The sequence below is a fragment of the Photorhabdus sp. P32 genome, assembly GCF_038085095.1.
GTDB lineage: Bacteria > Pseudomonadota > Gammaproteobacteria > Enterobacterales > Enterobacteriaceae > Photorhabdus > Photorhabdus luminescens.
In genome coordinates, this window is record NZ_JAZGJN010000290.1 from 117,052 (window position 1) to 139,833 (window position 22,782).

Annotated in this window: 16 protein-coding genes and 1 pseudogene; 8 read left to right on the plus strand and 9 right to left on the minus strand. The window is 39.5% G+C overall.

What is annotated here, in order from left to right:
• Nucleotides 1-14: 14 nt before the first annotated feature.
• The 6 genes and pseudogenes from V2H77_RS20585 (at nucleotide 15) to V2H77_RS20605 (ending at nucleotide 4,986) form a co-directional block, all read left to right on the plus strand.
• Nucleotides 15-1,046: an ABC transporter substrate-binding protein gene (locus V2H77_RS20585; protein ID WP_341500301.1), complete on the plus strand. Its 1,032-nt coding sequence runs from the start codon at nucleotides 15-17 to the stop codon at nucleotides 1,044-1,046.
• A gap of 136 nt (nucleotides 1,047-1,182) precedes the next feature.
• Complete coding sequence (locus V2H77_RS20590; protein ID WP_341500302.1) at nucleotides 1,183-3,261, plus strand: ABC transporter permease; 2,079 nt, start codon at nucleotides 1,183-1,185, stop codon at nucleotides 3,259-3,261.
• 15 nt (nucleotides 3,262-3,276) lie between these two features.
• On the plus strand, nucleotides 3,277-4,332 hold the full coding sequence (gene fbpC, locus V2H77_RS20595) for a ferric ABC transporter ATP-binding protein (protein ID WP_088371419.1): 1,056 nt from the start codon (nucleotides 3,277-3,279) through the stop codon (nucleotides 4,330-4,332).
• Between the two features lie 87 nt (nucleotides 4,333-4,419).
• Entirely contained in the window at nucleotides 4,420-4,629 is a 210-nt protein-coding gene (locus V2H77_RS20600; protein ID WP_225816766.1) for a hypothetical protein, read from the plus strand.
• A pseudogene (locus V2H77_RS23715) lies at nucleotides 4,589-4,690 on the plus strand (type II toxin-antitoxin system RelE/ParE family toxin); the annotation flags it as partial. The gene V2H77_RS20600 and the pseudogene V2H77_RS23715, both read left to right, overlap by 41 nt.
• Nucleotides 4,687-4,986 carry a helix-turn-helix domain-containing protein gene (locus V2H77_RS20605; protein ID WP_341500303.1) on the plus strand — a complete coding sequence of 100 codons (300 nt, stop codon included), beginning with the start codon at nucleotides 4,687-4,689 and terminating at the stop codon, nucleotides 4,984-4,986. The pseudogene V2H77_RS23715 and the gene V2H77_RS20605, both read left to right, overlap by 4 nt.
• A gap of 52 nt (nucleotides 4,987-5,038) precedes the next feature.
• On the opposite strand, the gene V2H77_RS20610 is transcribed toward V2H77_RS20605, so the two are convergent.
• From V2H77_RS20610 to V2H77_RS20630, 5 genes are all read right to left on the minus strand, one after another.
• A complete protein-coding gene (locus V2H77_RS20610) occupies nucleotides 5,039-5,278 on the minus strand; it encodes a type II toxin-antitoxin system HicB family antitoxin (protein WP_341500304.1) in 240 nt (79 codons plus the stop codon).
• Nucleotides 5,279-5,383: 105 nt separating this feature from the next.
• Nucleotides 5,384-9,799: a Tc toxin subunit A-related protein gene (locus V2H77_RS20615; RefSeq protein ID WP_341500305.1), complete on the minus strand. Its 4,416-nt coding sequence runs from the start codon at nucleotides 9,797-9,799 to the stop codon at nucleotides 5,384-5,386.
• Between the two features lie 48 nt (nucleotides 9,800-9,847).
• Complete coding sequence (locus V2H77_RS20620; protein WP_341500306.1) at nucleotides 9,848-12,736, minus strand: Tc toxin subunit A; 2,889 nt, start codon at nucleotides 12,734-12,736, stop codon at nucleotides 9,848-9,850.
• Between the two features lie 134 nt (nucleotides 12,737-12,870).
• Complete coding sequence (locus V2H77_RS20625; RefSeq protein WP_341500307.1) at nucleotides 12,871-15,189, minus strand: hypothetical protein; 2,319 nt, start codon at nucleotides 15,187-15,189, stop codon at nucleotides 12,871-12,873.
• 533 nt (nucleotides 15,190-15,722) lie between these two features.
• A complete protein-coding gene (locus V2H77_RS20630; RefSeq protein WP_341500308.1) occupies nucleotides 15,723-16,685 on the minus strand; it encodes a threo-3-hydroxy-L-aspartate ammonia-lyase in 963 nt (320 codons plus the stop codon).
• On the opposite strand from V2H77_RS20630, the gene V2H77_RS20635 reads away from it, so the two are divergent.
• The gene (locus tag V2H77_RS20635; protein WP_341500309.1) at nucleotides 16,680-16,817 is read left to right on the plus strand and encodes a hypothetical protein; all 138 of its coding nucleotides are present in this window, start codon (nucleotides 16,680-16,682) and stop codon (nucleotides 16,815-16,817) included. The two genes, V2H77_RS20630 and V2H77_RS20635, sit on opposite strands and share 6 nt — an antisense overlap.
• 88 nt (nucleotides 16,818-16,905) lie before the next feature.
• Here V2H77_RS20635 and V2H77_RS20640 read toward each other — a convergent pair whose 3' ends face one another.
• A complete protein-coding gene (locus tag V2H77_RS20640; RefSeq protein WP_341500310.1) occupies nucleotides 16,906-17,529 on the minus strand; it encodes a TetR/AcrR family transcriptional regulator in 624 nt (207 codons plus the stop codon).
• Between the two features lie 236 nt (nucleotides 17,530-17,765).
• On the opposite strand from V2H77_RS20640, the gene V2H77_RS20645 reads away from it, so the two are divergent.
• Nucleotides 17,766-18,977 carry a Tm-1-like ATP-binding domain-containing protein gene (locus tag V2H77_RS20645; protein ID WP_341500311.1) on the plus strand — a complete coding sequence of 404 codons (1,212 nt, stop codon included), beginning with the start codon at nucleotides 17,766-17,768 and terminating at the stop codon, nucleotides 18,975-18,977.
• A gap of 348 nt (nucleotides 18,978-19,325) precedes the next feature.
• On the opposite strand, the gene mtr is transcribed toward V2H77_RS20645, so the two are convergent.
• From mtr to tnaC, 3 genes are all read right to left on the minus strand, one after another.
• Nucleotides 19,326-20,570, minus strand: a complete 1,245-nt coding sequence (mtr, locus tag V2H77_RS20650) for a tryptophan permease (protein ID WP_341500312.1) — start codon at nucleotides 20,568-20,570, stop codon at nucleotides 19,326-19,328.
• A gap of 226 nt (nucleotides 20,571-20,796) precedes the next feature.
• Entirely contained in the window at nucleotides 20,797-22,197 is a 1,401-nt protein-coding gene (gene tnaA, locus V2H77_RS20655) for a tryptophanase (RefSeq protein WP_341500313.1), read from the minus strand.
• 123 nt (nucleotides 22,198-22,320) lie between these two features.
• Nucleotides 22,321-22,419, minus strand: a complete 99-nt coding sequence (gene tnaC, locus V2H77_RS23720) for a tryptophanase leader peptide (RefSeq protein WP_445935621.1) — start codon at nucleotides 22,417-22,419, stop codon at nucleotides 22,321-22,323.
• Between the last annotated feature and the right edge of the window lie 363 nt (nucleotides 22,420-22,782).

Genomic DNA, 22,782 nt, shown 5'->3' on the forward strand with positions numbered 1-22,782 from the left:
CTAAGGATAAAATAATGAAACTGAAACCTCTCTCTACACTTATCGCAGCCGGTCTGGTGGTTGCCGCATTTACCAACAGCGCTCAGGCCGCCGGACGTTTAATCGTTTATTGCAGCGCCACTAACGCCCTGTGTGAAGCTGAAACCAGAGCATTCGGAGAAAAATACAATGTAAAAACCACTTTTGTCCGTAATGGTTCAGGCAGCACCTTGGCAAAAATTGAAGCCGAAAAACGCAACCCTCAAGCGGATGTTTGGTACGGTGGTACCTTAGACCCGCAATCTCAAGCAGGAGAGATGGATCTGCTAGAACCTTATAAATCCCCGAATCTGACGCAAATCATGCCGCAATTCCGCGACCCGGCTAAACGTAAAGGCAACTACAGCTCCGCCGTTTACGTCGGTATTCTTGGCTATGGCGTCAATACTGAACGTCTAAAAGAGAAAAATCTGCCGATTCCAACCTGCTGGAAAGATCTCACCAAACCAATATATAAAGGCGAAATTCAGATTGCTGATCCTCAAAGTTCAGGCACCGCTTACACCGCGTTAGCAACCTTTGTTCAGCTATGGGGCAAAGATCAGGCATTTGATTATCTGAAAAAACTGAACGCCAACATTTCTCAGTACACCAAATCCGGCATTGCACCGGCACGAAATGCCGCCCGTGGCGAATCCGCGATTGGTATCGGTTTCCTACATGATTACTCATTGGAAGTAGAAAATGGCGCCCCACTAAAACTTATCGCGCCATGTGAAAGTACCGGTTATGAAATCGGCGGCGTAAGTATCATCAAAAATGCTCGCAATATGGACAACGCCAAACTGTTTGTTGACTGGGTGTTATCCAAAGAAGCTCAGGAATTGAGTTGGAAAAAAGGAAAAGCTTATCAGATCCTGACCAATACCAAGGCGAAAGCGTCTCCTTTGGCGCTTAAATTATCCGATCTGAAACTGATCAATTACGACATGGATAAATATGGCGCCAGCGATGTACGCAAAGAGTTAATTACCAAATGGGTGACAGAAGTGAAAATGGCTAAATAAAGTCAGTCAAGGGCGGATCACCCCCGCCCTTAGAAGCTACCATCAGGCTGCCCTATTTTTCCCGCGCCAATAACGCCTTATGAGGATAGCTTCTTACTGCTGCTACCACACAATAATAATAAAACAGAGGGAAATTATGTCTCACGCTTTTACCTTGCCTATCAGACAGAAGCAGGATGCCGTGTTCTGGTGGATTGCCCTGATGTGGCTGGCTTTCGCGCTTCTGCCATCATGGAGCCTGGATTACGGCCTTTTCGACTCTACTCAAGATGAACTTCTCGCCGCCTATGGCTGGAACGGGTTAAACATCAGTTTACTGTGGTTTCTGCTACCCTCAGCGCTACTACTACGTCCATTCACACCAGCAAACCGCAATCAACCTCACCGCCACTATTTTGACGCTGGTTATGCCTTATTATGCGCTCTGTTTGTGGTTATCAGTGCCGCTATTATCGGTCGCGGACTGGGCTACTCTACGATTTTCCTGTTTATCTCGCTGGGCGCGATTATTACTCTGGCCCTGTCTCGCCTTGAGTGGCTAGGCGGCGATAGTTTTGTTATCGGATCATTGGTCACGGTTATTGCCCTCATCGGCATATTTATCCTTTATCCCAGTATTGCCATCTTTATTCCGATGTTTACGGATGATGCCGGTCAGTTTGCCCCATTTGCTTTTATATCGATCCTGGGGCAGGCACATATTATTCAGGTTATCATCAACTCCGTTCTACTCTCTCTGGCGGTTGGCGCAGGTTGCACCTTCTTCGGGCTGGTGCTGGCAATTTATACCGCCAGAATCGCCCGCCGTTCCGCCATTATTGGCCGGGTATTTTCCATCTTACCTATCGTCACGCCGCCGTTTGTGGTCGGTTTAGGCGTCACCCTGATGATGGGCCGTTCCGGTTACATCACTGAATTTATGGCAACTTGGTTTGGCTTAACCAATACTAACTGGCTGTATGGCTTTACCGGGATCTGGCTGGCGCAAGTTCTAGCCTTTACACCAATGGCATTTATGATCCTTGATGGCGCCATCAAAACCATCCATCCTTCATTGGAAGAAGCTTCTTACACTCTACGCGCTAACCGCTATCAGACGTTCTTCAATGTTTTTATTCCGCTGTTGAAACCGGCACTGGCGAACTCTTTCCTGATTGTCATTGTCCAGTCGCTGGCCGATTTCAGTAATCCATTGGTACTGGGCGGTAGCTTTGACGTACTGGCGACCCAGATCTATTTCTATATCACCGGTTCTCAACTCGACTATCAAGCCGCCAGCACTCTCGGCGCTTCGCTGCTGGTCTTCTCGCTATTGATCTTCTGCGTTCAGTACCTATGGATTGGTAAACGTTCCTATGTCACGGTTTCCGGCAAATCCTATCGTGGTGATGTACAACCGTTGCCAACTTCACTGGTTTGGGGTGTCTGCGCCACCCTATTTATCTGGGTTGTGTTTAACATTCTGCTGTACGGCAGCATCTTCTACGGCAGTTTCACCGTCAACTGGGGAGTGGATTACACACTGACCTTGGATAACTTCATCAAACTGTTCGGTCAAGGTCTGCACGATGGCGCATGGCCATCACTACTGGATACCCTGCTCTACGCCGGTATCGCCGCCCCCATTACCGCACTCCTTGGTTTGCTAATTGCCTACATCGTTGTACGCCAAGAATTTCGCGGCAAAAAAACTATCGAATTCACTACCATGCTGTGCTTCGCTGTACCGGGTACCGTCGCTGGGGTTTCCTACATTCTGGCCTTCAACGATTCACCTTTTTATCTCACCGGAACCGCAGCCATCGTCATTATCTCCATGACCATGCGCAATGTGCCGGTAGGTATCCGTGCCGGTATTGCTGGTCTTGGACAAATTGATAAATCACTGGATGAAGCCTCGCTCAGCTTACGCGCCGGATCGATGAAAACCATCTTCCATATACTGTTACCCTTACTGCGCCCGGCGATTTTATCCGCACTGATCTACAGCTTCGTTCGTGCGATTACCACCGTCAGCGCGATTGTCTTTCTGGTGACGCCAGACACCCGCGTAGCCACCTCCTATATTCTGAATCGAGTGGAAGATGGTGAATACGGGGTTGCTATCGCTTATGGCTCGATCCTGATTGTAGTTATGCTGGCGATTATTTTCTTATTTGACTATCTGATTGGCGAAGCGCGGATCTCTCGTTCCAAAGCCAAAAATACACAGTAATCACGGAGTGACGACATGACACAACAAAATTTTGTCGAACTGAAAAATGTAACCAAACGGTTCGGTAGCAACACCGTGATCGATAATCTGGAACTATCTATTCCACAGGGACATATGGTCACACTGTTAGGACCATCCGGCTGCGGTAAAACCACCGTATTACGTCTGGTTGCCGGGCTGGAAAAACCGAGTGAAGGTAAGATTTTCATTGATGGTGAAGACGTTACGGATCGCTCTATCCAGCAACGGGATATCTGCATGGTATTTCAGTCCTACGCCCTGTTCCCGCATATGTCGCTAGGGGAAAATATTGGTTACGGGCTGAAAATGCTAGGGCGGCCTAAAGCGGAGATACGCGAACGGGTTAAAGAAGCACTGGAGCTGGTGGATTTGGGCGGTTTTGAAGATCGTTATGTAGACCAAATCTCTGGTGGTCAGCAACAGCGTGTCGCTCTCGCTCGCGCACTGATTCTCAAACCAAAAGTCTTACTTTTCGATGAACCGCTGAGTAACCTTGACGCCAATCTGCGCCGCAGCATGCGCGAGAAAATCCGCGAATTACAGCAACAATTTAATATCACCTCGCTATATGTTACTCATGATCAAAGTGAAGCATTTGCCGTTTCCGATGCGGTACTGGTGATGAATAAAGGTAAAATCATGCAAATTGGCACGCCACAAACACTCTATCGCCAGCCAGCATCTGAGTTTATGGCAAGTTTTATGGGAGATGCCAATATCTTCCCGGCGACTTTAGCGACTGATTATGTCGAGATTTTCCAATATCGCCTGCCACGGCCAGCAAACTTTACCACCAACCGACAATCGGTAACGGTAGGCGTCAGACCGGAAGCCATTACCCTGAACCGGGATGGAAATATCAGCCAACGCTGCACCATCAGCCATGTAGCTTACATGGGGCCACAATATGAAGTCACCGTAGATTGGCAAGGGCAAACGCTGTTATTGCAGATTAACGCCACCCAATTGCAACCCAATGTCGGCGATAATTACTATCTGGAAATTCATCCGTTTGGGATGTTTATTTTGGCAGAGCAAAGCAGCCGTTAATTTGATTGCAAAAAATCCTGACTTTCCGATCAAAAGGCCGCCAAGTGGTGGCCTGTATAATGAAAAAAAGACATTACCGCAGAACTTTTGAAGTATGATGATAAAAAAATGCTCGAACCAAGACTTTTAGTAGAGGTGAAAGTGAGCACTAAATTGAACGAAATGCTTGGCTTTGCCAAAGAATTGGAAGAGGCTGGTATTTCTAACGGTGATTTAACCAAAAAACTTGAAACTAAAATTCAGGCTCGCAATTTAAGTACTGCACTGCTTCCAAAAGAAAAAACAGACAACCAGTAAGCAGGATGCGGTACTTGCCAGAAAACACGTTAAAGCACTGATACAGGAACGGAAATCATGAGAATGCAGACTTTTGAAAGCGTATGGGACGCGATCAGTGATACACCGGAACAAGCCGAAAACATGAAAATCCGAGCGCAGCTAATGAATATGCTGAATGAATGGATAACAAAACGGGAATTTACCCAAGTTGAAGCCGCCAGAATGCTAGGGGTTACCCAACCCCGTATTTCAGAGCTTGCCAGGGGGAAAATACAGCTTTTCAGTGTGGATAAACTGATTGCGATGATGGCTCATGCAGGTGTGTATATCCGGCATATGCCAGAAGTCGCTTTAACCGCATTACCTGCCGTTTAACTCTCTCTCAAAAGTGAGATCCAGTGCTTAGCATGCTGAATTTCACTTTTACTTAAAAGCCCCTGATTTCATTACCTCTATACAATTTGTAAGGTTCTATGCCATCTTTTTTACACTCATCAAAGAAGATAACCAGAGATTTAACGCCCTCTTCCTTCAACTCACCAATGTTATAAGCGTAAAAGTCAGCACCACCACTTAACCCGACAAACTCACCGCGAAACATCTCTATTTCTAGGTCAAAAGTGACAACAGCCACATGGCCGGCAATTTTTAATGTACTGTTCATCATATCTCAATCCCCAATTAAAACAGCAAGAACCTGGCAAATAATGGAAATAAACTTACCAGATTCCTGATTAAATATTAAATACAAAAATAGCGACAAATAAACATATTATTTAAGTAGTTCTCTTACCTGACTAGAAAATGCCTCTCCTCCATCCTTCGCGGTATAACGTACATGCAAAATAATATCGGTCAAATTATCCAGAATATCTCGCTGTATACTGTCTGTTGCCGATGATGGGAAGGTGAGTTTCCAGTCAGAAACCGCCCCGGTTCCTTCAAAAGGTAAATAGCGATCATCAGCGAAATTAAGATTAAATGTACCGCTATCATTAATACCTGATGACAGTGCGATTTGTTGACTCGCTCTCAAATTGGTGACAATTTGCTGATTATCGCCCTCCTTATTTGACAGTAAATATTTCACACCATTAATATCCGGCGTTTTCAAGGTATAACTTTTCGTTTGAGTTAAGGTCGCTTTAATATCCTGATAAGGACCCATTAATGTTGGCAGCGTAACCGATACAGAAGTGATTTGACGTAAATAATGCCCGGCATAATCTTGATCAAATAATTTTTCATTCAATATAAATGTGATTCCTTCACCGGTTTTAAGTTCAGATTGAATCTCTGCCCATTTTTTGGTATCAGATAATAGATTTTTTAACGAGATCGTTTTAGTTAACTCTAAACGTCGTTCATTACGATTCAAATAAGCAGATTCCATTTTCAGTAGATTCAATTTAATCTTTTCACCTACCAATAAACCATTATGGTTATCGTCCCAACCATTTTGCACAATAAATTGTGTGGCAAAATCCCCCATTTCATATTGCCAGCATGCTTGTGCATTTAAACATAACGAAAGCACTGCATCGTAAGCCTGACGATATAATGACATCATCTGATCATTCAGCCATTGATAAAGAGAAGATTTCGTTACTCTGGTCACAGTAAGAAACTGATACATATCCTGCTCTTTTTGCAGTTGAGCCTGAGATTGCTGTAGCGTTGTATTCGCGGCGGAGATTTGCGCCTCTTGCTGTTCAAGCTGTTTTTTCAACATTTCCAGCTCGCTTTCCGCCTGTTTATATTGAATCTCCCACTCTTCACGTCGCCGGTTATAACCCGCTTTAACACTCAATGTATCACTCGCCATTTGCATGATTAATGATGCAGTACGTGTAATACCCGCAGAACAAACAAGCGGCATATGCCATCGTTGTCCACCAAATGACGTTCCCACAATGCTAGGTATCAACGAAGCGGCGCCGGCGGCAGTTAACATTCCTTCCTCAACAGAAGAAATAATTTTTGCCGTACCTTGTAAATTCAGCGCATTAGTTTCATCTGTAGAAATATTTTCATCATAAAGCTTCTTATAATGATCAATTCGCTGTTGTAATGTCTGCTGACTTTTTAATAATGCCTCTTTCCCTTTTTCAGCAATTGAGACAGCATCTTTCTGCAATGAAATAGTGAAAATCGCTAACTCATTCAAATGTAATTGATTCAACTCTTCCTGTTCTGCGCGATCTTTACGTTCTTGCGCACTCAAGAGTAAATCGCCAAAATGACTTAATGTATCTACCGCATGGTAAACGCTGGGTAATAATGCCCGGAAACGATAAGGCGGTATATTCAAAATACCCGTACTACCTGCCGCCAATAATGATCCACCGTTCGCCAGTAAAGCGAGCAAATTTTTTGGATCAACCGGTGTTGCATATAATGGTAACGACAAAGGTTTACCATCTAAAGTTAAGTTATGGCGCAAATTATAAAATCTGCTGGATAAAATATCCCAATACCACAATAAATCATTGTTTAAAGGCACTCGGAAAACAGCATTATCCACCGCCGTATGAGCACCGACTTTAGTGGCTGGAAGATCAATTAATATGTCTGGATCAATATTACTCTCAAATTCGCGTAATTTATTATTCTTTGAAGAAGTGACATCTGCCAATTCAATCGGTAGCCAATGACTAACCAAATCAAAATCAGGTCTGGGACCCAGTAATTGCCGTGCTTGAAGATAGCGTAATTTAGCATTATTAAGTCCGTCATTGGTCAGAAAGCGATAAAAACTATCACCAAAATCAATTAAGTTCTGCACATACATTTGAAATATGGCTTTCTTATAATGTACCGGATCTGCATAAGCTATCGCATCTGGATCTTGTAATCCTTTTAGTTGTACTGAGCTATCTTGGGAAACCTCTAACAGGCTGCAATTCCAATAGTTTGGACTACCATTAATCTTATTTTTTACTCCTGGGTTGAAAATATAATGCAACCAATTTTGAGCATCCTGATATTGTTGTGAAGCATTGAGTTGATAAGCAACTAAATAAGGCACATGGAAGAAAAGCTCCCAAAAATAAATACTATTAGCTCCGTTAAGCGCCGAATCATTATTTTCACCATTCCTCGGAATAGGCGGCTCTTTAATATGTTGCGCCTCCCAACTCAATACATCTGCAATAGAATGGTTAGCCCGCGCAATAAGCTCCTTGCCAAATAAGGTATTTAATCTGATAGACCGATATTTAAATTGTAATTCAGTCATATCCAGATACTGTGCTTGCGTTTTTTTATCATAAGCCAATAAAAAATTAGGATAGGAAGTTTTACTTAATTTAACTTCATAATAGTTATAACCTAAGTCCGCATCTTCCCCCTCTTTTTTATAACCTAATTTTAAAAATACACTTGAATCATTACCATTTATTTCATCGAGATCAAGTTCTACCGTAGGAATAAGACTATTTCCATTGAGTAATTGGCGTTTCGAATATAATAAACTATCGCTCCCTCCCTTAGTATTCCATAAACAAAAATCAGCCTCCCTATAACCTGAATGATTAATATCTACTTTTGGCGTTCCATCTCCAGATGCAACAAGTTTACCACCAGATTTATTAATCTCTGAACTGAATACTTTAGCCTCTTGCAATCCAGACAATGGCACTTCCATTTCTTTGGTAAAATGATAGGCATTACCCTGTTTTTCTCCCCATTCAGAAAAATTAACATTTAGCTCAGGATAGCCACTTTGACTGGAATTAAACATAATATAAAAATAGTCACCTGACGCATAACTATTATCATTAATAGTCACCACGACAGAAACGGTTATTTTTCCATTATTTTCTTTATCGCCATCAGCGAGTGAAATATTAACCTTTCCTGCTTCACTCGATTTACTTTTAAGATCAATATCACATACTACAGACTTAATAACCTCTTTCCCAATTGACAAACTATTATTACCACTAAGGCGTAGTTTTCTACTGCCCATTTCAGCAAATAGTGTCATTTTCCCTGTCGCAAGCCCAGAATGACTTCCTGACTCCTGATAAACCGGTTTATCAACTAATTTATAAGTATCGCCAAAATAAGCTGACAACATATTTGATTGTGTAAGATCTTCCGTAGGATTAGATTTAATCTGTTGATAAACATAGAGATCTAATGACTTATCACCAACCAGAGGCATAGGAACTTCGTTAAACAGTAAATTACAAGAGTACGGATGATGATCTTCTTTTGATATATTATTATTTGATTTTTCTGTTTCATAAATAGCAGAAATAATTAATACAGGTTCAGCTCGCAAATCCATTAATGCAATTAATTCAAAGCCATTATTAACTTTATTTTTATCACCAGTAAAAGTACGTAATTTATTTGGAAGGCTCCATTCACCATTAAATTTTCGATATATCAAATTAATACTATAATAATTTTCTTGTTTATTATTATCAGCTTCATATGCCAACCAGACAATATGAAGACGACCATCAATAACAATTGGCCGGATCTTAATTACTTCCCCGGTAGCAGGAATGCCAATTTTCTCCCATTCTTTCCAAGCCGTAGGATTAATGACATCTTGCATATTTCGATTAGCCATATTCAGCGATCGCCAGTAATATTGACCTGGCGTGATATTCATTTTACCAATGAAATAATATTCAGCCTGAGCAGGAGCCAATTTTTTAGTCGTATTGATATAGCCACTCATTAACTCTAAGTTACTTATCTCTTCAAATTTATTTAAATAATTTAATATGGCTTCCTGAACAACTTCATCACTCAATTTCCCTTTATTTAAATTATCCTCCAACTCCTTAAAATCACTTGTTTTATTTTGACGTAATATAGGGCTAATATAATTTTCTGGATAATTCCATAATTGTTGAAAACCAGCCCAAATATTATATTGGCTTAAAACATTATTCCATTTTTCTACTTTATCTTCATATTGATAATCATACCCTGGTTCCATGTTAAGCATAATGCCATTAATATATTGCTGAACACTGGAAATCGCTTGTGCAACGACACTAGTATTAACCTGACTAGATACCTGATTATCAATAAGTAAATATTGATACAAATCATCTGGCGTTTTTAAATCTGGCACATTAGCTGTTTTTGCAATATGCCCCAAATAATAACTCACCAATCCATCACGAACATTCTCAGCTAATTTTTTAGAAACAATATTTTTCATATTCTGAACCTCTATTAAAAATTTGTTATTCCACCATGACAGTTATATTTACAGAGTTGAGATCATCGCTATACCAACCTGTTTATAATCCTCATAAGAGGAATGATCATTAATATTTATTGTCGCTAACAATGAACTCATGGAAAGCGCCATTTCCTCAGACCAAATTTTAATTCTCATCATGGTATCTATTTCGGCCAATGTTTTTGCTGTATTATCTTCCTTGCCAACAACATATGAATTAGCCAATAGCACTTCATCACGCTGCCATGATAATAGTTCAGTCAATATTTTCACTATATTAGCTTTATCGTTATTTTGACCATCCGTATTAACTAGCTGTAAATAACGCAATATTTTATCTTCCGCATTATTTAAACAAGCAGCTAATTGCATCCAATCCCGATAGCGACTGAAATAATAAATAACCGATAAAGAAAGTTGTGTATTTTGGCAGCCGAACCATTCAGGATGTTCAGAAAAATGATTCAACATCACAGTACTCAATTGGAAGGTCTTAATCACTGCAATATATCGCGATAAATCATACATCAGTATCAAATAATCCTGATCGATCATCTCTGGCTGTAAATTTTTCTTATCAAACAGTTCAAATGACTTCAATAGAAAATCATAACTACTTGAACCGATCCAGTTTAAAATAAATAATGGAAACGGTTGTGATAGCTGAAATGCATTTACCAACATACTAGCCGATATTGCATTTTGTGCTGATTGAGTTTGAATAATAATTGCAGCCCATTGCTCAGTAATAGATACTTTGACTTTTTCGTCAAGTAATATACTTTTTATTGATTTATTAACTTCATCAATAATATTAACATCAGGCTTAACTAAACCATATTTTTGATGCGATACTGCATTTAAAATCGTTTGACGTGGAGTTATCCAATCAATCAAATCACCATTATTATCTAATGCTGGAAAAGTATTCGACGATAAACTTTCCAGGGTTAAAATTTCTGAATTGCGATGCAATCCAACTTGATTAATAAAGGCCACCTGCGCTGCATTTCCAGTCATCACAACTTCATTAGCCGGTAATAAAAATAGTTGAAGAGTACCAACAGATAATTTATTTATTCTCAACCATTCTGTGGCTTGCTCCATTGCAATCATAATATCCAAGATATCTGTTTGCCTATTATTTCCTGATTGCGATAAATAAGGAATACCCGCGACCTGTTTTAATACTTTATTTCCCCCTATCAGCGTTAAAAGAACCACACCTTCCTGTGGTGTTAACCCCAAAATTCTCGATAATTGCACAATACGATGAAACGCAGAGATAACAGGAAGTGAACATGTCAAACTCTTTTTACCCATCGATTCAGCAACTAATGGCGCTAATAGAGCAAAATCCTTCGCTTCAATTTTCAATCCAGCACATAACTTACTAATAATAATATCGTCCTGTTTTGTCTCCGAATAAAACTCACTATCATCAATTACCAATGGCGCATCAAATAACGCAGATGAATTGAAAATCTGATCAAAGAAAGGAATCGCGGTACCCGTCGAAAAAGGGGTAATCTGATATATCAATGCGGCAAATTCATCAGGTGAAATATGATATTTCTTGCTCCAATGATGGAAAATACCTAACATACGTAAGGTATTCTCATTCATCTGTAATTGTTTATTTGAATCACCTTCTGCCCGCATAGCCGAAGTCACCAATAGATCAATTTTATCTACCGGCAAACTCACCCATTTCCACAACCGTATCATGCGATTTAATCTATCAAAGCGTTCATGATTCACACCTGATAATTTATTTACTTCTTGTGGCAAATTAACATTTGAAACAAATTCACGATACAAATGTAAAAAATCACTCTCTTTTGCATTTGGTCCGTTAATAAAAACGGCACCATAACTATAAGGTGCCGCAGATATATTTAAATTACGCACATTTTGCGATAATCGCACGTTATTTTGTTCTAATGCCCCCCCTTTATTGGTAGATATTCCTTTTATACATAATAATTGCTCAACTTCTGCTACAGAGAGAGAAGTTTGTGTAGTAAAAGTTGATAATAATTCCAGTAATTTCTCATTATTAACACCGTAATTATCCTGATAGAATTGGCTATTAGACGGGTTTAATGGCTCATTAATTATTTTTTGCTGAGAAGTTTCTAGCTGATTTGCCAAAGGGACTACAAATTCTCCATGAGCAGTATTCAGATTAGACTTAAGAAAATAAGGATAACTCTTATCTGTCTGTTGCATCATATCCAGACAAAAAAGTTTTTTATTATCAAATGTTAGGTTAATTTGGTTCTGCGCATAATCATAAGGGAGCTGGAATGGATAACGTACATTAGCCAAAAGATCATAACTGGATAAATTGGCTTTTCCTTGCTGTTTTAACTTATCTTCTAAACGCTGACTGAGCATGGTATTAACCAATGACAGTGTTGTAATTTCCTGATTAATACTCACATCATCCAGAATTAAATGCGCTAAATCAGGTCGGCGTTTATCAATTTTAATTGCTTCAGCTTCGGCATTGAGTTCAATATCCATAGCTAATTTATAAATCTCTGCTAAATAAGCAACCGGTGAATTATTCGCTTCTGGTGCGCCATTTTGACAATATTGCTGCCAGTTATCCTGAAATAAAGATTGATATTGAGGACCTCCTTTTAATGAAAGAGAAGAATAACTCCGGGCATATGTATGATGAGTATAATGCTGCTGACGAAATTTACGCGCTATTTGTATAGCATAGCTGTTTGCTGTATCATAAATATCTGCTGCCTGATGTTCTGAATTATACTTCGCTAAAAATACATTACGAGGCGTTCTTATAATATCAAAAATAGATTTATAACCTGACTCAATTATCTTACCGGTAAAGTTATACTTATTACCTAATTTCTCTAGCAATGGGCTAATATCATTATTCATAGGATGACCTTTATTTATTGGAAATATATGAATGGAGGTTTTACCTAACAACGAGAATAGATTTTAGAACAGAGATGCAATAAACAATAAGGAATTTATTGCATCATCTGATGATTATTAAAAGTAGCTAATTATTAACTGATTTTCGGCTCAAGTGTAATCAGAGCATATCCCGCACGATTGGGTTTATTTTTATGTGTCACTCTGAGTAAAATAATTTCTGAACGCGTAATATCACTTGGCGCAGTATAAGTTGCAGTATATTTTTCGATAGGATTGTCAAACTCATCTTTTCCTACAATTTCGGGTTTCCCCACCTTAATATCTCCCCTTTCTGGCATAAGGCTCCATTCACTTGGAGAAAAATCTGAGTTACCTGTAGAAGAAAAATCTATATTTCCATCTGGTATTAATGAATCTCTGCTATAGCTAGGATCAATCCTGAACTCAGCTTGCGTGTTTTTACTGATAAGCAAAATATTAACTTTATCTAAATCGCCATTATCAGCAACAGCCGTCACCGTAACCATATTATATCCGGCCGGGAAAGAAGCCGGAGGCGTATATCTGCCATTCGCATCAACAACACCATAGCCAGTACCCGTTTCTACACTCCAATTCACTTTCTTGTTGCCATAAACAGTAAAATTGACATTCTTATTAACATCATTTTCATTGATAACAACGAAAGAAGGGCTAACCGATACTGAGGAAGGCAACAGAGTTACAACCGCTGAAGCGTTAGCGTTTGTTTGTAAGTCTGTCGCAGTAATTGTCACAATTTGGCTATTCCCTTTTATCTTAGTCGGTGCCGTATAATCGCCAGTATTCGCATCAATACTCCCCAATTCTGCTGGAGTAATAGACCAATTTACCGTTGCATTGATATTGGTTGTAAATTTATGCTTAGTATTCACCGGCATCGTTAATTGAAGATCATTAATTTTAAAAGCAGTTGATGTTGGAGCAATATCACCAAATAGCACCATATCCCCAGGCACATACACTTTGTCAAATTGAATACAATTGCTTTCAGGGAATAGAAGGTTCTTAACTGCAAATAGGCTAATGCTATTTAATTGAATTTTTGCTACGTTGGCTAAATCCGTTTCAACGATATCTTTAACAATTTCTGCTGTTTTATTAATAAACTTTTCTTTAGGGTAAAAGTGTATTGTCCAAACAGGTTCATCTTGTTTGTCATATCTGGTGCTCATTCTATTATTTAATCTTAACTCAATCTCATCATTAGATTTTACATAAGGCGTAATATCTATCGAGCCATCAATATAAAAATTAATTTTAGACTCGTACCAACCACCGCTTATTGCAGAATCGTAAAAGATACCAACTGGTTGGGTAAAATGATGAGAGTGACCATCATTATCCGACCCAGAAAAGACAATTTTTTCCTTGCTTGGTTTAATATGCATTCCTGAATAGGGGATCTTGGCGTTCTCTAACCACATATTACTTTTATCATGATATTTCACCAATCCCGTCCATACTTTATACCCTCCTCCTTCATATTGTACAGGCTCATTGCTCTCAGCATACCCACTTGTTATATTCAAATAGCTAGCCGAGTCATCTTTCTGGCTATCAATCTTGACCAATTCTAAATTTACACCCGTTGGGCTAGGTAATAAACGTTCATATTGCGGCTTAAGAATATTCTCAAAAAGTGTCTTATTACTGATAATTAATACCGCAGAACGATTATCTGGCATTAAATAAGGAAAATTACTTGAGTTAGTTGGTAATACACCACCGTTAGGATTATAGTTTGTTGCAATAAATAACAACACCGCCCCATGACCATAATTATCAGAACCATATGAATTGGCACCAGGTGCAGGTTGCGTTCTGATTTTAAACATTGTTGGTACTAACCCATCCGTATTATTCAACTTCAAGATACCTAACTCATAAGTGACATTACTATCCTTGAGCAAATTACGGAAAAACTCCTTTACTTCTGCTGGCGCATCGTTAATAACATTAACTTCCCCTAAAGTCCCTTTTTTAAACTCAACGACAACTTTTCCATCATTACCAACAGAGCCTGTTGCCGCAATCAAGTCTACAGTTATGGTCATATAGTAATCATTATTCGGCGTAATTCTTTGATAATTCTTTACTCTACCATCATCATAAAGCTCTACTATCGTGCCGGAAATAAAATTTAACTTTACCGTTGCCTGAGAACTTTCAATTGATGAATTTTCAAAGGAAATTAATGGCACTCCCAATATCAAATTGTCAAATTTTGTCTTCTTATCTTTGCTTTCCCAGACAATAGGAGAAAAATGTGTACCTTTACTCACTTTTCTCACATATTGCTGTTCAAACAGCATATTTATTTTAGTTCTATCATAGGCAGCAATAATATCCCATCCAAGCGTCTTTGTTTTACCGTCAAAATCATCAATAATGCTATTTTCTGTGGTCATATAATCACCTATGTTCGAAGTTATGAAAAATATGTTATTAAGGTAAGCGGATTAAATAATAGCTACCGCCATCATATTAATTTAATAATATGAAGTTAATCACTAGAATAATTTATACCCGTCATCTTTCAAGTTGCCTCTTTGTTGGCTGCACTCGCTCACCCCGGTCACATAGTTATCTATGCTCCCGGGGATTCGCTCCTTTGCCGTCGCGATGCATCTTGAAATCCATAGGGTATATATTTTTACTCTATTGCCAACTTAGAAATAAGTTGAAGAAAACATATATGTTATTCAATACATCCAAATAAATTAATTAGGATGCATATGATTAATATAACATGTATCAATGTGAATATAACATAGGAAAATATTAACATAAAATATGTAATGGCTAATACATAATATTAGCCCCACAGTTAATATTTAAATACAAAAATCAACAACTGAAAAACAATAATTACACAACAAAACAATATTATAAGTTCTGTGAATATTAAAAACCCCTTCTATGTGACTTATTATGTCTAAGGTTATTTTGCCAGCAAAGTACAATAACGTTCGATATCCACATTGCCGCCACTGACAATAATTCCTACCCTTTGGCCTCTCAGTGATTGACTCATCTGGCGGGCAGCAGCAAAACTTAGGCAACCGGTTGGTTCAACAATCATCTTCATTCTTTCAGCATAAAAATGCATTGTATCCACCAATTCTTCATCAGAAACCGTGAGAATATCATCAACGTTTCTTCGGATAATATCGAAAGTGTATTGACCAAGGTGTTGAGTTTGCGCACCATCAGCAATGGTTCTTGGCGTATCAATATGGATAATTTTCCCCTGACGGAATGATTGTTGAGCATCATTACCCGCTTCCGGCTCTACACCATAAATTTTACATTCGGGAGAAAGATGGCGGGCAGCAAGCGCACTCCCCGAAAGCAAACCACCGCCACCGAGACAGACAAATAATGCGTTCAGCTCACCAACCTCTTCAAACAGCTCTTTTGCCGCAGTTCCCTGCCCGGCAATAATATGCGGGTGATCATAAGGAGGAATTAAGGTCAATCCCTGCTTTTCTGATAATTCACGGCTAATTTGTTCACGATCGTCCGTATAACGATCATAAAAAACAATTTTACCACCATAACCTTCGGTCGCCGCTACCTTAGCCGCCGGCGCATCGAACGGCATAATGATTGTCGCCGGCATATTCAGTATACGAGCTACCAATGAAATCGCCTGAGCATGATTACCCGATGAATAAGTCACAACACCGTTACGCCGTTGCTCATCATTAAACTGCGATAACGCATTGAACGCGCCACGGAATTTAAATGCCCCCATCCTTTGGTAATTTTCACATTTAAAAAATAACTTGGCTCCAGTCATTTCATCAGCAGTACGGGAAGTCAGAACCGGAGTACGGTGAGCATAACCTTCTATACGCCGGGCAGCCGCTATAACATCATCATAAGCAGGAGTATTTTGCATAAGAATAACCGTCAGTTATATATACCCGTCATCTTTCACGTTGCCTCTTTGTTGGCTGCGCTCACTCACCCCGGTCACATAGTTCTCTATGCTCCCGGGGATTCGCTCCCTTGCCGTCTCGATGCATCTTGAAATCTATTGGGTATAAAACGTGGACAAATATCCACACTAAGAAAGTAAGCTAATAAATAACACCTTATGACTAAATGAATGACAAAAATCACGCTAACTCAGAATCTCTGTGCGCCTGATTAATAATCGCTTTCGCCATCCATTTAGTGATCTCAATAATTTCTGCATTATCCATCTGCCAGATATCTTTCATCACCAGAAAGACTTCAGAACCATAAATCAGGGAAAAAGAACGAATGACATTTTCCAAGGTATCCGGCGGGAAATGCCCTTTTAAGGGTTCAACAACCATTGCAAGGATATCTTTACGATGCCCACGAACCAATTTCTTTTCCTGTTTACCCTCAGATAAGCATCCGTGAGCCCATTGTTGCAAGGAAACCAACAGAGCAGCCCGCAATGCGCCTTCATGTTGAAACATTCGAGGATAGGCAAAATTCAACAACTCAATAATCCGCTCCTCAGTTTTTTCACTGGTCGGCTTCCAGGTAAGAATCGGTCCAAGGCTGGCGCCGACAATGGCATCAATTAAATCACTTTGAGTCGGAAAATAGCGATATGCCGTTGCCCTGGAAACACCAGCATGCATTGCCAATTCAGAAACCGAAGGTATCGCTCTCTGTTCAAAAAGTTCCAACGCCGCATTTATTAGCAATGTATAAGTTTTTTTCCGCGTACCGGTAAAATGAGTTTTTGTCTTCGAGTCCATCATCCCCACAGCTCTTTCACAATAAAAATCGCTACATTAACACTTATGGTTAAAATACTTTTTCGCTATCATCACTCTACTCAACTATCTACAAAACGATCAAATTGATTCAGCTTATTTATGGATAAAATGAGATGACAGTCTCAATTTGATAATATAACAGTGATACTTGAGTCTCATCTTGACTATAATCTGTCCATGAATGAGTAGTCAGCACCAGGGAAGTATTCATAATTATAATGAAAAAAAACCAAGGCTATGTGTATATCGCTACTATTTTTGATACCAAGCGCGCAGAAATTTTCTACGTCAGGGATCTGATCAAAAAAGCTGGCCTTGCTGTTCGAACTGTGGATTTGACCACTCAATCTGGCTCACTGGAAAGAGGCGCGGATATTACGGCCCAAACAGTGGCAGAACATCACCCGCAAGGTAAAGAAGTCGTTTTCTGTGGTGATAAGGGAAAAGCCATTTCCGCGATGTCAGTTGCTTTCAATGTCTTTTTATCAAAACAAACTGATGTTTTAGCAATTCTAGGTCTGGGAGGTTCCTGCGGTACAGCACTGATCACGCCGGCAATGCAATCTTTACCCGTAGGTATACCAAAACTTATGGTTTCTACTATGGCCTCCGGTGATGTTTCTAGCTATGTGGGTGTTAGCGATATCTCTATGCTGTATTCGGTCACTGATATATCCGGTCTTAACCGTATCTCTCGCCAAGTGTTAAAAAACGCGGCCAACCAAATTGCAGGGGCAGTCTATTTTCATGAAGAGAACAATATTGCAGATAAACCGGCTATTGGTCTGACAATGTTTGGTGTGACGACACCTTGCATACAGTTCTTAACCAGAAAGTTGGAACAACAGTATGATTGTCTGGTTTTCCACGCAACCGGCAGCGGCGGCAAAACAATGGAGAAACTAGCCGAAAGCCGTTTGCTTCACAGTCTACTGGATATCACGACCACTGAAGTCTGTGACTATTTGTTTGGTGGTGTTCTTGCTTGTGACGCTGACCGTCTGGGAGCAATCGCCCGCACGCAAATACCTTATATTGGCTCTTGCGGAGCGCTGGATATGGTGAACTTTGGTCATCTGAATACTATCCCAGAACGCTACAAATACAGGCAATTTTACCGACACAATTCGCAAGTCACATTAATGCGCACCATACCCGAGGAGAACCGTCAACTGGGAATTTGGATCGCTGAAAAACTCAATCAGTGCGAAGGAAAAGTAAAATTTATTATTCCAGAAGGTGGTTTTTCCGCTCTGGATATTAAAGATGGGCCATTCTGGAATCCTGATGCTAATCAATCATTTATTCAAGCTTTTGAGGCCACATTGATAGAAACGGAAAATAGACAACTAATTAAAAGCCCTCATCATGTGAATTCACCTGATTTTTGCCAACAGGTGATTGATGAATACCAGCAGATGATGGCTTAGTACTGGCGATAATACTGTTGCAAAAACAACACTGACATTGAAAGATTATATACAACTAATTAATGACTAGGCAAAAAGTTGCCAAACGAGGGCATTCTAATGCTATTGTTCTATCAGTGACGAATTTACGACGTGTCTGTTGGAACGTTGTACTAAAAGAAATTAAAGCAGTTGATTATTCGTGTTCTTAAAGGGAAGCCATAAGAACTTCCTGTTAATAACCTTGCTGTAAGATGTTAGGAGTTAACAAACTAAATTAAAACATAAATATACCTGCTTTGTTTTCTCCCTTTCGGAGCTTATTTCCGTCAACACCAGGCTCCTGCGGCACCCACCGCAGGAGTTTTTTTATGAATAAACCGGCAATAGATTAAAATTTGATAAGATATGCGCAATAGCATTCAGTACACCAAATAACAAAATCAAGCCGAGCATTACATTACCTCCCCAAACTCGATACATAGGGCTGCCAAATCGCTTACGAGATGCTCTGGCAAGTAATGCGGGAACAATAGCAGCCCAAACTGTCGCAGCAAGGCCAGCAAAGCCAATCGCATGAATAAAGCCATTTGGGTAAATCATTCCACCAACCATTGGCGGAAGAAACGTCACCAATGCCGTTTTAAAACGCCCTAATTTGGTATCATCAAATTTAAGCAGATCAGCCAGATAATCGAACAACCCAAGCGTGACGCCAAGGAAAGAGCTGGCAACGGCAAAGTTAGAAAAGAGAGTTAATAATAAGTCCAGAGCTGAACTGTTCAATCCCCCACTTAATGATTGAACCAAAACATCAATATTGCCCCCTTTTGCTATGATTTCGACAAAATCAGGCCGGGAAATATTTCCCATTGCGCCAATTAACCAGATCAAATAAAGCACCAAGGCCATTGATGTCCCAATAAACAGGCATCTCTTTATTTTATCTGGCTCTTTTCCATAATATTTCATCAGGCTAGGAACATTGCCATGATAGCCAAAGGAGACCAGACAAAAAGGTAAAGTCATTAATACATAAGGCCAGTAAGTCGGATTGACTTCAGTTGTATTAAACAATACCGCTGGTTTAACGTTATAAAGCAAACCGCCAAACGTCATAAAGAAAGTTAATATCTTAGCACCAAGAATAATTGATGTTATCCGGCTGACAGTTTTAGTACTTAACCAGATAATAAATGCAACCACAAAAGCAAATAAAAAACCAGCAAACCTAGGTGAAAAGTCTATCGATACCTCCCGCATAGCATGTTGAATAATCGATCCGCTCGCGGAAATATAAGCGTAGGTCAGTATATATAAAACAAAAGCAAGGGTAATACCATTAATGATATTCCAACCATTGCCCAACAGATCTTTTGTGATGGTACTGAAACTTGAACCAATTCGATAATTAAGATTGGCTTCCAATATCATTAATCCTGAATGCAACATGCAAAACCAGGTAAAAATCAAAGCGGCGATTGACCAGAAAAACCATGCTCCTGACATGACAACCGGTAAAGAAAACATGCCAGCGCCAATAATCGTTCCACTAATGATCATAGCGCCGCCAAATAAAGATGGAGACGATTTTTCTATCGACAAAGTAGCCATATGCGTTACCCTAGCGTGGCTTTATATATACCCGTCATCTTTCAAGTTGCCTCTTTGTTGGCTGCACTCGCTCACCCCGGTCACATCGTTATCTATGCTCCCGGGGATTCGCTCCCTTGCCGTCGCGATGCATCTTGAAATCCATTGGGTATAATAAGCAGTAAATAAGCAGCAAATAAGCAGTAAAATTGGGGATACTCTTAAATAAAGAGCATCCCGATCTTTATTATTTAATTGGTTTTAGTCTTGCAACGAAATGCCGTAATACCGATGGCTCATAAGTAAATGTTAATCCTTTAATCTGAGACATCCGCTCCTTCAAAGAAATAAAAGCTTCTACAACATAATCCATATGATCATTAGTATAGACACGGCGAGGAATAGTTAAACGCAAAAGCTCCATTGGCGATGGTTTCTGTTTTCCGGTTTTTGGATCACGACCTAATAACAAAGAACCAATTTCCACACTTCTTATTCCCGCTTCCAGATATAATTCATTATTCAGCGCATGAGCAGGAAATTGTTCCCCCGGAATATGTGGTAATAATAATTTAGCATCAACAAATACAGCATGACCACCGGTTGGATATTGAATAGGAATACCAGCCTCTCTTAATCTATTACCTAAATAAGCTACCTGATTAATACGATATGTCAGATAATCTTCATTCATTCCTTCTTCAAGACCAATCGCCAGCGCCTCCATATCACGCCCAGCAAGACCGCCATAAGTCACAAACCCTTCCATTGGCACACAACGGGTACGCACTTCATTAAAGAGATCTTCATCTTCACGGAAACAGCAAAGACCGCCAATATTAACTAAAGGGTCTTTTTTAGCTGACATTGTTAACATATCGCCATATTGATACATCTCCTTGACGATCTGTTTCACGGATTTATTTTCATAGCCCTTTTCTCTTTGCTTAATAAACCAGGCATTTTCACAGAAGCGGGCTGAATCAATCACTACAGAAATATCATGTTGCTTTGCAATCTCATACACAGCTTTCATATTAGCCATAGAGATAGGCTGACCACCGGAACTATTACAGGTCACAGTTGTAATAATCGCGACAACATTATCAGCGCCATGTTCTACTATCGTTTTTTTCAACTCATCAATATCAAAATCGCCTTTCCAATCATAATAAGTGGTGGTATCAAAAGCTTTTGGCGTGACAACATTAATCGCTTTCGCGCCATTTAATTCCACATGAGCCGCTGTCGTATCAAAATGGAAATTAGAAATAAACACCGGATGCGTTGCACCACCTTGCGCTTTTTTACGGGCAATTAATGTCGGGAATAAAATCTGTTCCGCGCCACGCCCTTGGTGGGTTGGAATAGTATATGGATAACCAATTAATTCATTAACTTTATCACATAGATGATAATAGTTACGGGAACCGGCATAAGCTTCATCCCCCATCATCATGCCCGCCCACTGGCGATCACTCATTGCTCCGGTACCGGAATCTGTCAGCAAATCAATATAAACCGCATCACTGGGTAACAGGAATGGATTATATCCGGCTTCTTCCAATGCTTTTTCACGTTCTGCGCGGGTAGTCATGCGAATATTTTCTATCATTTTAATACGAAAAGGTTCTGGAATACGTTTCATATATATTTTTTATCCAATAGTTAGCTATACCGCATAATTCAGGTAAATTTCCAAAAACAGCCAGAAATACACGAGAATAAATGTAGTGATTACAAGATTTAATTTTAAATATAACCAGAACAACTAATCAGGGAAAAAATGAGAAATACGGGGATCGACATTGAACCATGCTTGCATATTACAAGAACAAATAAAATGATAAAGTAAAAATATAGAAATCATAGATTGAATTTATTCCCTGATTAAAATCAGCCATTAATATATAGATAATATTTAAATTATCCGTGACCAATTCCACAAAATAGAAAACATCAAAAATATAATTTTATATAGATTCAATTTAATAGATTAAATAAATTATCAAGAAAAATAAAAAAAAGATTTAACAAATAGATATAACAATGCAATTAAGCTCCATTAATTAGACAAACCATTAATACAATAACCTAATAAAACAATATACCTAATAGATTTCGAGTTGCAGCGCGGCGGCAAATGAACGAATCCCCAAGAGCATAGATGACTATGTGACTGGGGTGAGTGAAAGCAGCCAACAAAACAGCAGCTTGAAAGATGAAGGGTATA